The sequence below is a fragment of the Bradyrhizobium manausense genome (assembly GCF_001440035.1).
Taxonomy (GTDB): Bacteria; Pseudomonadota; Alphaproteobacteria; order Rhizobiales; family Xanthobacteraceae; genus Bradyrhizobium; species Bradyrhizobium manausense.
The window spans coordinates 191,155-203,305 of the sequence record NZ_LJYG01000101.1; the positions used below are offsets into that span (position 1 = coordinate 191,155).

Annotated in this window: 8 protein-coding genes and 4 pseudogenes; 6 read left to right on the top strand and 6 right to left on the bottom strand. The window is 57.1% G+C overall.

Annotated features, from left to right (window positions below; translation table 11 throughout):
• From AOQ71_RS43885 to AOQ71_RS48510, 4 genes are all read right to left on the bottom strand, one after another.
• A partial coding sequence (locus AOQ71_RS43885) for a group II intron maturase-specific domain-containing protein (RefSeq protein ID WP_283809613.1) occupies positions 1–334 on the bottom strand: 334 nt, incomplete at its 3' end.
• Positions 335–383: 49 nt separating this feature from the next.
• Positions 384–1,640 carry a group II intron reverse transcriptase/maturase gene (gene ltrA, locus AOQ71_RS25925; RefSeq protein WP_057752936.1) on the bottom strand — a complete coding sequence of 419 codons (1,257 nt, stop codon included), beginning with the start codon at positions 1,638–1,640 and terminating at the stop codon, positions 384–386.
• Between the two features lie 505 nt (positions 1,641–2,145).
• Entirely contained in the window at positions 2,146–2,898 is a 753-nt protein-coding gene (gene ltrA / locus AOQ71_RS25930; protein WP_245317130.1) for a group II intron reverse transcriptase/maturase, read from the bottom strand.
• Between the two features lie 6 nt (positions 2,899–2,904).
• On the bottom strand, positions 2,905–3,054 hold the full coding sequence (locus AOQ71_RS48510) for a hypothetical protein (protein ID WP_245317131.1): 150 nt from the start codon (positions 3,052–3,054) through the stop codon (positions 2,905–2,907).
• Between the two features lie 558 nt (positions 3,055–3,612).
• On the opposite strand from AOQ71_RS48510, the pseudogene AOQ71_RS25935 reads away from it, so the two are divergent.
• The 5 genes and pseudogenes from AOQ71_RS25935 to AOQ71_RS25955 all read left to right on the top strand — a co-directional run.
• Positions 3,613–4,029, top strand: a pseudogene (locus tag AOQ71_RS25935) (IS5/IS1182 family transposase); the annotation flags it as partial.
• Positions 4,030–4,097: 68 nt separating this feature from the next.
• Positions 4,098–5,141: pseudogene (locus AOQ71_RS25940) on the top strand (IS110 family RNA-guided transposase).
• Between the two features lie 286 nt (positions 5,142–5,427).
• A pseudogene (locus AOQ71_RS25945) lies at positions 5,428–5,916 on the top strand (IS5/IS1182 family transposase); the annotation flags it as partial.
• Between the two features lie 402 nt (positions 5,917–6,318).
• The gene (locus AOQ71_RS25950) at positions 6,319–6,630 is read left to right on the top strand and encodes a hypothetical protein (RefSeq protein ID WP_157083650.1); all 312 of its coding nucleotides are present in this window, start codon (positions 6,319–6,321) and stop codon (positions 6,628–6,630) included.
• A gap of 253 nt (positions 6,631–6,883) precedes the next feature.
• Positions 6,884–7,204: pseudogene (locus AOQ71_RS25955) on the top strand (peptidase S10); the annotation flags it as partial.
• Between the two features lie 352 nt (positions 7,205–7,556).
• Here AOQ71_RS25955 and AOQ71_RS25960 read toward each other — a convergent pair.
• Positions 7,557–9,317, bottom strand: coding sequence for an oleate hydratase (locus AOQ71_RS25960; protein WP_057752879.1), 1,761 nt, complete (start codon positions 9,315–9,317; stop codon positions 7,557–7,559).
• 45 nt (positions 9,318–9,362) lie between these two features.
• Positions 9,363–10,121: a glucose 1-dehydrogenase gene (locus AOQ71_RS25965; RefSeq protein WP_057752937.1), complete on the bottom strand. Its 759-nt coding sequence runs from the start codon at positions 10,119–10,121 to the stop codon at positions 9,363–9,365.
• Positions 10,122–11,372: 1,251 nt separating this feature from the next.
• Between AOQ71_RS25965 and AOQ71_RS25970 the strand changes: the two genes are divergently transcribed.
• Complete coding sequence (locus AOQ71_RS25970) at positions 11,373–12,149, top strand: acetoacetate decarboxylase family protein (protein ID WP_057752881.1); 777 nt, start codon at positions 11,373–11,375, stop codon at positions 12,147–12,149.
• Positions 12,150–12,151 lie beyond the last annotated feature (2 nt).

Consider the following 12,151-nt stretch of genomic DNA (forward strand, 5'->3'; position numbering starts at 1 on the left):
AGGCGACTTTCCGGCCTTTCAACCGCTTGTATTTCCGCCTCGTCCAACGGGCGAGCGCGTCGTTTACGTGACGAAGGACGTTGACACATTCCGTCCGGTAAAACCGTCCGTAATAGTTCAGCCATCCTTGCACGACAGGATCAATCAGCTTGGCGAGTTCTTCAAGACTCCAGTGGTTTCGCGTCGAACCCAGTCGCCATGAGCGAATGGTTTGTCGGATTCCTTTGGCAGCCTTGTTGCTGATTGCCGGGAGGAAGTTGAGGAACTTCTCGCCCTTTCGATCGCGAGCGCTGCGCGGCTGGAAGGGGTGAGTAGGCCGGTGGGATTTCGCCACCGGCCTCTCGAAGAACCGAGCGTGAGACTCTCGCCTCACTCGGCTCCCATCAGGCAAACGTGCCGATCATACTGAGCCGCCAGTGCACGAAGAGATTCGCGTTTTCCCGAGCCAATTTTTGAAGAAAGCGGCTCGCGCGGATCTTGTGAGCTCTAAAGCGCTTGAACTTCCGCATCGTCCAAGCCAGGAGCATCTGATTGATGTATCTGAGCACGGGGTACAGAGCCGATGGCGAGTATCGTCCGTAGTATTCTATCCACCCCCGTAGGAGAGGATTGATCTGTCGTGCGATCTCGTTCATTGGCAACTCTGTGCGATGTCGTAGGTTCAATTCCCGAATCGCCGCCCGCATGTCTTTCAGCGCCGAGGCGCTGACCGCCGGGTTGAAGCCCCAGAACAGTGTGTTGTCTCGGGAGCGTCGAACCAGCCGGGGCCGAAAGCCGTATCCGAGGAAGTCAAATTGAAAGTTCGGATACGTACCTTTGCGCTTCCCGTCCTTGCAGTAGACGATTTTGGTTTTCGTCGGATGCATTTCCAGGCGGCACTCTGCCAGGCGCGCTTGAAGCTCTGCCTTGAGAGCCTGAGCTTCTTGCTCGTTCCGGCAGTGGACCAGCCCATCGTCTGCATACCGACACCATGGGAGGTCTGGGTGCGCCCGTCCCATCCAGAGGTCGAAAGTGTAGTGCAGGAAAAGGTTGGATAATATAGGGCTAATCACGCCCCCCTGAGGGGTGCCGCGGGATCGCTCGATAATTATTCCGTCCTTGTCCATAGGTGCCGTCAACCATCGTTCGATGTAGAGCAGCGCCCATTTGCACCTCACGTGCTTCCGGACAGCCCGCAGCAAAAGTTCGTGGTCGATGTTGTCGAACAGACCTTTGATGTCGAACTCTAGGACCCAGTCATATTTCCAGCACCGCTCACGCGTGACGCCGATAGCATCGAGTGCCGATTTTCTCGGCCGATAGCCATAGGAGTCTGCCAAAAATATTGGGTCCAGGTCCGGCTCAATGAGTTGTTTGACAACCATCTGGGCCACGCGATCCGCTACGGTGGGCACACCTAAAATCCGCTGGCCTCCAGTCTTTTTGGGAATGGAGACGGCGCGCACCGGTGGTGGAAAGTAGCTTCCCGAGCTCATCCTATTCCAAAGCTTGTAGAGGTTGTTCCGCAAGTCGGAATCGAACTGCTCGATCGTCTGCCCATCCACCCCGGCCGCGCCCGCATTGGATTTGACCGCTTTGTAAGCCTCGTACACTTGCTTCTTTGTAATATTGAACGGCTTGTCTGTCGTATGTATCTGCATCTTCCTGTTTCCAGTTGTTTCGACCACACGACCGCCTGACCCGATCCCTTCGCTCCAGCTCCATTACAGGGCCTTCATCACTACTGCGGATCGGTCCGCCCCAATGCTCCGCTTCGGTACTCTCGCCTCGCGGTTTTCGCCGCTTGTGCTTCTCCCTTGCCATCGGAGCACTGGTTCCTGCAGTTCCGCGCAAAAGCCTGCATCCGTCTCACGCCCCCTCTACGCCGGTCGCCGTCTGCCCAGTCATCAGGCGCCTGTCAGACTTATCCCAGAAGAGCTACACGCCTCTGGTTTTGGCGACGCCAAGTTTCTTAACGACGCGTCTTCGGTGGGTTCACTTTCGTTCGTCTTTCGGATGCACACCTGCCCGAGGTCTTACCTTGAGCATTTTCTCCAACGCTCACCACCACGGCTCTTTACCGCAGCAGCTTGGAGTGGTTTGAGACCTGCTCCTGCAAGCCGATCCCGAGGGGCCTGCCCTCATCTTTCACGCAGCTTTACGACACTACTTTCCCTCTCGTGTTTCCCTCCTTTCTATGTGTCTCTGCAGCACACTGTAGCCAAGGAAGTCGAACGAGATGTGTTCGCATTCCTTTCTCCGTTTATTATCCTTGCAGTAGACGATCCGGGTTTTCTCCGGATGGAGCTCCAGACCGCATTCCGCAAGACGTTTTCGGATCGCCTCCATCACGGTTCGAGCCTCGCTTTCAGTTCTGCAATGGACTATCGCATCGTCAGCGTATCTTTCGAAACACAAACAAGGGAAGGTCCGCTGCATCCAGTGATCGAATGCATAGTGCAGAACCAAATTTGCGAGCAGCGGTGAAACCACTGAACCCTGAGGGGTTCCGCGTGTTCTCTCCACTAGGATTCCGTCTTCTTTCTCCACGGGAGCTTGCAGCCACCGCTTTACGTAGAGACGAATCCAGCTCAGTTCCGTGTGGTGGGCGACGGCCTTTTCGATCAGGTGCCAAGGAATCGAGTCGAAGAACGACTTGATATCAAGGTCGATAACCCAGTCGAATTTCCAGCAACGCTTTCGCGCTGTCCCCACTGCGTCAAGCGCCGAACGGCCGGGCCGATAGCCGTAGGAGTCGGGATGGAATATTCGTTCCATCGTCGGCTCCATAACCATCTTTGCAACCGTCTGAGCCACGCGGTCAGCTATAGAGGGTATTCCTAACGGACGCTTCCCTCCATTAGCCTTGGGAATTTCCACGAGACGGACGGGAGGCGGAAAGTATGTCCCCGACGACATTCGATTTCAGATCTTGTAGAGGTTTCTCTTCAAGTCCTTTTCGAATTCCTCGATGGAGACCCCGTCCACACCCGCTGACCCGCGGTTCGCTTTCACCTGTTTCCAAGCTTCCCAAACGAGATGTTTGGGGATCTGATACGACTTTGCCTCAGTCATCGGCTCCTCCCGTTTCCGGTTGGCCTGTGACTTTGGCTGGAAGATCGGGTCCCTTCGCTCCGCCCGTATTACCGGGCCTCATCACTATTACGAACCCGTCCGCCCCTGCGTCGCGCATTGGTACTCTGCCCTCGGCGGGTCCGCCGCCTTTGGGGTCTCCCTTGGCATCGCGACGCAGGTTCCCATGTTCCGCGCAAGAGCCTGCCATCGGGATCACGCCGCCTCTACACCGGTTGCCGCCCGGCCAATAGACAGGCTCTCGCCGCGCTTGATCCCAGGAGGTGATATCGCCCCTGGTTTCGACAACACCTGAACTGTACTTTCGATGCATCATCGGCGGTTTACTTGCGTTCGTCTTCCCGTGGCTCACCTGACAGGCTGATTGCCCGCCTTTTCCAGCAACGCTCACCACCTCAGCCATTGAGCTAAAGCAGCTTGTGGCGGTTTGGACTCTGATCCTGCAATCCGAGTCCGAGGGGCCTGCCCTCATCTCTTGCGCAGCAAGGCTGCTCGGAAGATGGTCTACATACTCAACCTCCTTCTTCGCGCCGTCATGGCGCACATACCACCGTGCAGCCGAAGGCCATCACCTTCCCGACCGATGCCAAGCTGCTGCACGCGGCAATCAAGGGGCTCAACCGCCTGGCAAGGAAGCACGGGGTCAAGCTACGGCAGTCCTATCTTCGCATTGCCAAGACCGCGGCGATGATGGCGGGACGCTACGCCCACGCCAAGCAATTCAAGCGGCATCAGCGGCAGTTGCGCATCCTGCGCAGCCGGCTGGGCCGGATCATCCGCGATATCCGCCGCAAGATCGAAGGTCAGGCCGTACTCGAGAACGCCTTCGCCCTCCCGCTCGGCCGGGCCTCGCAGATCCGATCGCAGCAGCAGCGCCAGCGCGGCTGGAAGCTTTATTCCTTCCATGCTCCGGAGGTTGAGTGCATCGGCAAGGGCAAGGCCGCCGCGCCCTACGAGTTAATGGCATGGACCACGCCCGCTCTCAGCGGCAAAGTAGAGCCCCGACAAGAGAAGGAGCGCAAACCATGTCCGATACGAACATTGTCACGATCGGTATCGATCTAGGCAAGAACACATTCCATGTGGTGGGGTTCGATGCCACCGGTGCGATCATCCTACGTAAGAAGCGATCGAGAAATCAGCTTGAGCAGTCGCTGGCTAATGTTCCGCCCTGCCTGATCGGAATGGAGGCCTGTGCAGGAGCACACCACCTGGGTCGCAAGCTCGAGAAATTAGGCCATCAAGTACGGCTCTTGCCGGCACAGTATGTGAAGCCATACCTCAAGGGCCACAAAAATGACTTCCGTGATGCCGAAGCCATCGCAGAGGCGGCGCAGCGCCCGACCATGCGCTTCGTCCCGTTGAAATCGGCCGAGCAACTTGACTTGCAGGCGCTGCACAGAGTTCGCAGTCGATTGGTGACGCAGAGAACCGCGGTCATCAATCAAATCCGAGGTTTTTTGCTTGAGCGAGGGCTGCCAGTTCGGCAGGGAGCGGCAGCACTCCGATTGGCACTTCCACAGATTCTCTCGATGCTCTCGGATAACCTGTCGCCTCGAGTGGTTCGGCTCATTCAGGACTTGGCCGAGGACTGGCGCTTTCTCGAGCGGCGGGTCGCATCGATCACGAAGGAAATCGACGAACTCGCTGATCAAGACGCACACTGTCGCCGCCTGATGAGTGCACCGGGTGTCGGACCAATCATCTCAAGTGCGATGATCGCCGCGATCGGAACTGGTGATGCCTTCCATAAGGGCCGCGACTTTGCAGCATGGCTTGGCCTCGTACCGAAACAAATCTCGACCGGCGATCGAACCATTCTCGGCCGCATATCGAGGCGTGGCAACCGGTACCTGCGAACGCTGTTCATTCAAGGGGCCAGAGCCGTACTTCTAAGGCGTCAGAGTTGGCCCAGGCATGGCTTCGGAGCCTGGTTGTAAGCAGCATCCAAGCGGCTCCACTCGAATGTACTGGTTGTCGCCCTGGCCGCAAAACTCCCGCGCCTAGCCTGGAGCATGCTCGCAAAGGGCCGTGATTACGACGCCAATTTCATGGGCCACCCCGCGTAAGACACGGCCGGGAAGGAAGAAGATCCACGGTCCGACCGGAAGGCACAATATCCCGCCGAGGTTTGCGAGACGGAAAGGACGAATGGAGCAACGGTTGCACCGACACTTCTGAAGCCTGGTTCGACGCCATGGCCCTTCTTGAGGCCGGCGAGTTATTGAGGACAGAAGTGGGCGGATATCCATAATGGCTCGAGGCGAGAGCCTCAAATCGAAGCCGGATAGATTGGCGCAGACCGCTACATCCCTTTGTCGATTCCTCTTGCAACGCGGGAGTGGTCCATAGATCGGTGTCAAAGCCTCCATCGTCACCAACAACCGCCGTGCTCCCGGCGGCCTGTTCGTGCTGCACGCCAGGGCGCTACCCGATAACCCGTTCGATGGTCACACCTTGCGAGACGTCATCGACCGCACCGAGACACTCACCGGCTGTGCGATCGAGCGGGCCTATGTCGACAAGGGATACCGCGGCCACGACGCGCAAAATCCTCCTCGCGTCTTCATCTCCGGCCAGAAGCGCGGCGTCTTCGGTGTCATCAAGCGCGAGCTGCGCCGCCGCTCCGCCATCGAGCCCATCATCGGACACCTGAAGACCGATGGTCACCTCGGCCGATGCTATCTCAAAGGCCGCCCCGGCGATGCGGCTAACGTCATCCTCTCCGCCGTCGGTCACAACTTCCGCCGTGTCCTCGCCTGGCTGAGAGCTCTTTGGTGCCTGATCCTCACCACCCTCATCGCGCCCGCCAGCGACTGCTCACCGCTCAAATCGGTTTCTTAACGGACGACCAATTAACTTTACGTCAGATCGGGCTACGGGTCTCGCGCATCCGATCGCCGACCAGTCCTGGTAGGTGCCTGCATGTCTCTCTAGAGGTACAACTTGCCGGCACCCTAGGGCCGACATCAGGGTGCACTAGTCAGCTTTACTGGCTCAGGCGGTAAGGCTGGCCACTCAAGTTAGCGGCGCGTGGTAGGGACAGCACTTATCGTACACAACGAGCGCCGAGTCACGTCGCTACTAACTTCACCAGCAGCGCGGGCGTGGTAGGGACAGCCATCGCTTCACTCACCGGGCGTGGGCCGAGTCACGTCCGCGCTGCCTCCGATTGGCATGGGCACGCCCATACCCCCGGGCAAGCTATTTCGTCCGGACGGATTCGCATTTGGCACAGAGGTCGATGTGACTGAACCGATGACGCCGCTGCAGACAATCAGCGACTGGTTGGAAAAGCAGCACGTAGAAATACAAGGCGAAATCATTGCCGGCATGGCCTTGCTTTTGGACTTCAACGATAGGGACTTTCTCGCACTCGACAACGAACAGCAAGGTGAGTTTCTCCGGCAGTGGAACGACGGTGGATTCGGAAGGATTCGCGTTTCCGCTTCTGGGCCTAGAGTAACGGGATGCGATCCGAGCTCCCTCAGCGGTGTGCCGCCGCATGTACGTTGTCTTTCGGAGCGCTTAAGATACACGCTCGGGTGGGGCTTGTGAGAAGCGTCGGGAACAACACCATGGACATTGGCTCCATAAGCACGTTGGAATTAGCGGCTCTGGGAATTGCCTCGGTCCTTCTCATCGCAGTTCTCCTCGGCTGGTGGTGGGTTAGTCGGGGCTTCCGTGATTTGTAGCTGAGGTCACCTCTCCGCGTCAGCTTGAGAGATAGGCTTGACGGTTTTTGCGACGTTCGCTGGCGGCCAATCACCGCCGACTGCCTTCGGAATTCCATTGGCAACCAGCAGCGAAGAACTGGCGGCCGGACGGCTCCTATGAGCTGATCAACCGCACAATCGGGCAGGCTTGGGATTTCGGCCGCAGTCCTCCAGAGTCGCTATCTGAGCTACGCCACATCCTTGCAACGGACCCGAAGATGAAATTGCTGGTCGGGCACGGCCTCTTTGACCTCGTCACGCCCTATTTCGGATCACAGATGGTGCTCGACCAATTGCCACCATTTGCCTCGGCACCGCGCGTCAAACTTGTAGTCTTTCCGGGCGGCCACATGTTCTATTCACGAGACGCCTCGCGCCAAGCGTTTCGTGCAGAGGTCGAAGCGATGATGAAGTAACCGGACGGCGAACTAGGTTACAGCGGTGAATTTTTGAGATGGTTGGCGCATTCCTCTTTGGAGAAGATATCGAGGAGTTCGCCGACCGTGCGCCACGTTTCGACATCGTTCTGCGCGGCTTGCATGTCAAAATACCCGTTGCAGACCAACTCGCTAGTTTCGCTCTCACCTTACGGCAAAGAGATTAATCGGATGCGTGTGGCGAGGATAGCACCAAGCCGAGGACGCCTGAAGGTTGCCTCAAGAAATCGGCGCGGATGTTTGATCTGCGCCTTGGCAAGTCCGAACCGTCACGGCGCAGGACAACGCTTCTCTATCCGAGCGAACGGTCGCCCGCAGCGTTCCGCCTCAGTCAGCTTAGGTGATATTTATTGAAGAGTTCGACAAGCTCAGTAGCCTTGATCTTTTTCAGAATAAGTTTGCGCAGGAACGCAGGTCCCGGGATCTCAATTTCATTGCCGTCACGCAGTCTACCCATTGCTGCAAGCAACTTGCGAATATCATAGGTCGAGTTAAAAACCTCGGGCACGCCACGTTCGATCTTGAGGAGGATATAAACGGCTTCCATCGCCGTCCGAACGGAGTATTCCGTCGTGAAGATACAATCCCGTTCACCCGACTCCGCGAACTGGCCGATGAAGGCGAAATTGACCGCCTCTTTCGGCACAACATCTGGCCGGTCACCCGCCTGCCGAGGCATGAAGAAGGAAGTGACGTAGGGCATCATTACAGGCACGGCCTTGGCGGCCCCTGCGGCAAGTTCCGGTATGCTCGCGACGGTCACACCGAGGTGATAAAGCCATTCTTGCGTGATCTCCTCGCCCGTACAATCTTGCATCGATTTCCTCACGTAGTCGCCGGCTTTATCGACGAATAGCGAATAGACCCAGACGACGACTTGATCGCTGGGCTGGTGCTTGAAATGCGGTTGGCGGTTTGTGGTCCAACTGAGCAACCAGCTCGAATCTTTCACCGTAACAATGCCTCCTGTGACGATCTTGCCGCTGAACGGATCGCGTTTGGCGATCTTGCGGATGTATGGCGGAATGCGTTCGTCCAGGGTCGTGATCGTCGCCGATTCCCATTTGCTTGCAGAGATATTGCCGCAAAAGACATCTGGGCGGCCAAACGCGGTATCCTTGGCCGCAATACGCCGCCACAGATCCCAGGCGGGCGCCGGTCCTTCGTTGAGCCTGGCGGCCATGTGATGGTCCCCCATGTCCGAGTTTTCAGTCAGCGACCCGATCGTCATGAAAACAAGATCGTCTGCGCCAATAATGAGACTGCCCTCAATGCCATTCTCCAGCCAGCGGATGGCTGTGGCTTGCTTGCGTCCGCACGTTATGTGGAAATCGATATCGGTGACTTCTACTCCGTAGCGAAAGTTGACTCCTTGCTCCAACAGCCATTTGCATAATGGCAGAACAAGCGATTCATATTGATTGTACTTGGTGAACTTCAGCGTGCTGAAATCCGGCAGGCCGCCGATATGGTGGATAAATCGATGCAGATAAAGTTTCATCTCGAGGGCCGAATGCCATTCTTCAAAGGCGAACATGGTCCGCCAATAGAGCCAGAAATTGCTGTTGAAGAATTCCCTCCCGAACACTTCGTCGATGCGCTTGGTCTCCATCTGCTTACGAGTGGCAAGAAAAAGGGCAATCAGCTCCTTCTGGGCCTCTTCACTCAGAGTGAAGAGGCCGTCGGTATGGGCGTCCTGCCCTTGGTTCACCGTCGCTCGCTGTAGTGTGTAGTTCGGATCATCCTTGTTCAGCCAATAAAACTCGTCGAGCACGCTGGCGCCTTCAAGTTCGAGCGATGGGATCGAGCGAAACAGATCCCAGAGGCACTCGAAATGATCCTCCATCTCTCTACCACCTCGAATCACGAATCCCCTTTCTGGATCCTGACTGCCGTCCAACGCGCCTCCCGGAACCTTCTGTCGTTCGAGGATGGTGATACGGTCGCCACGCATTTGCCCGTCGCGGATCAAGAAGGCCGCGCCTGAGAGCGCAGCCAACCCCGAACCAACGAACCAAGCCGTCTTGCTATCCACGCCGGAGGGTTTGCGGGGCCGGGCAAAAGCTTCGTAATTTCCACTGCTGTAATACATCGCGACATTCCATCTCGTTTGATCTGACAATCCGTCCGCAGATAGTCAGAAGATGTTTTCGATCGCCTGACGCTTCTGCGGGACGCCGATCGTCAGACCGCCATCGACGACGATTTCGGAGCCGGTAAGATAAGAGGACTCGTCGCTGAGCAGGAACAAGACTGCCTGTGACACTTCCTGCGGCTCGGCTGGCCGCCCGAGCGGAATCGGGAAACTGGAAAGATCGAAGTTCTCTGTCATCCGGGTGTTGATGAGACCCGGATGGATAGAGTTTATGCGAACGCCGGATGCGGCGGCCTCCAAGGCAGCGGACTTCGTTATGCCCCGCACGCCGAATTTGGAAGCAACATAGGCGTGAAGCCCAGGACTACCCCTCAGCCCCTCGACCGACGAGACGTTGACGATCGAGCCTCCGCCCGCGCGGCGCAGGGCAGGTAAGGCAGTCTGCATTCCCAAGAATACACCTGTGAGATTAACAGCCAGGGTCTTCTCCCACTGCTCGAGCGGGAACCGCTCGATGGGAGCCATGCTAGCTATGCCTGCATTGTTGACGAGGCCGTGCAGCGCGCCGAACTTGCTCTCCGCAGCCGCGATCGTCTGGCGCCATTCCTCCGGCTGAGCGACGTCTTGACGCACATAGATCGCAGATGGACCGAGTTCGGCTGCGAGAGCCTCTCCTTCTTTGTGGAGAATATCGGTGATCACGACTTTCGCTCCCTCGGCTACCAGCAGGCGCGCATGAGCGGCCCCCATCCCTCGAGCCCCGCCGGTTACCAAAATGACTTTTTCGCTCACTCGTCCCATAACTCTTGTTCCCTCGATCAGTGGCGGTGCAGGGTTCTTGAGCATCAAAATGGATGCGGGTCATGTTGATCAAAGTGATTGAGAACGAGTGTTGGAAGTCGGGCAAGCCAAGAGACGCGGTCTGCACGGCGTCCATTGGCTCTTGTCGATATGCTCTCAGCCACGCATCCTCTTTGATGCCCAAAGCCTGTGCGCAATACCTGATGTAAATTGGTGCGAAAGCAGTTCGATACCAATTTCACGTCGCGAACATGCGTCCACCGCTCAGGCGTTAGCCGTCCTTGATTGCTGCATTGGCCTTGCCGAACTGCGCCACCGTATTGACGCAGGCAATTTGCGGCCGAATTTCCTCCGGTTTGGAGATAGGATCGCTGCCCGCGAGCGAAGCGATGCCGGTTCGGAACCGTACTGAGGTCCTTGTGAATCGAGAAGTGGGTCGCAGAACTCATGAGATTCTCCTAAGTCTTGCGAACTGGAGTATTCATTCCGTGCAATCGGCGCGCCGAGAATCTGATAGGAAGTCAGACTCACGTCGCTCTTGTACTGGTGCGGGAGGTCTTCCGACGCCCTACCGGACGTCGATGTCCACGGGCCTAGCGTTTTTCGGCCATGCGCGGCGATAACGTCACGGCTGATCTGGTTCAATCGAGCGACAACGGCGATGGCCATGTGTTGCAAAAACCCGCAAACAGAGCCTCATCGACTTTGTCCGGAGGCTTGCTCATGTCGGGCTTTCGACATCGCGTTGTTAATCGGACAAGCGAGGAAGGCAACAGAACAAGAGGCGAAAGTTGTCGGGTCTCTCGTACCCGATTTGACGTCAACAACCTAGTGAGGCCGTACAACTCCGCACGAGGTGCCTGGCATCGACGTTGCATAGGGACTGGTAGACAAAAAGGAAGCCACCCACTCGCCTTGACGTCATCGTCGGCGAGCACGCTTCGCCGGAATGGATGCGCAATCAGGCGCATCGGCAGCACAGCACAGCCGCCTGCTGGAAAAGGTCAAGCGTGTTGGATGTTTTCGGATGGTTAAATCCGGCGGATTGAGGTGCAAGGCGCAGAAACGGCACTGCGGTCTCGCGTAGCGACGATCGCGATCGCTGGATCGATGCGCCCCGGCGGACTACCGAGCCCACATCGCGGCGGGCGCCATAGTCGCTAGGAGCCCTTCAACAACCGGAGAGGCGCGGTGAGACAAATAGCTCAATCTCAAATCGCGCGAAACCATTCTGAGATCGAGGAGGATTCGATGCCTGACGTCAAAGGCATTCCGCTTGATGCGCCCCTTTACCATGGGGGTAAAAATCGTGGCAGTTCGTTTCTCGGCTGCCAAGCCATAAACCTTATGTTCAGCGTGGGGCACGAGGCGAATTGTTTATTGCCGAAGGAGCTGGTACCTGCAGCAAACCCTGCAATCGCCATTGTGGGGGTTGCGAGATATCGCTCGAGCACTGTCGGGCCATACTTGGAGTGCTATTCAGGAATTCAAGTTCGTGATCCCGACGGCGAGACTGGCTACTACATCGCTTACATTTACGTGACAGTAAATGATGCAGCTCTCGCCTCGGGACGAGAGGTTCTTGGTGCTCCAAAAAAGCTGGCGCACATTAGATTGATCAGAGAAGGTGGTCTAATTCAGGGTACGCTCGAGCGTCCGAAAGGCAAGCGCCTGCTGACCCTTACCGCTCAACCGGACGAGCGCATGAGCTCGGATTCGCGACAGATGTATTCTGCGCGGACGAATTTCTACTCGGTTCGGCAGCTGCCGCCCATCATTGAGTCCGGGAAGGGAGCGGTAACGCAACTCGTCAAATGGTGTACGGACCGAACGTTGCGACGCGACGAGCGTGGCGAAGAAGTTCTATTTACTGGACCAACCTCCCTAACTTACGATTCCCCCTCGATTATCGATCCCGTGCACAATTTGACAGTTGGCCAAGCCCTGCTCGGCACATACGAGGAGTATGACGCAAGGCTCGAGGCCATTGATATCCTTTCGGAGGAATCAAACCCAGTAAACAGATGATC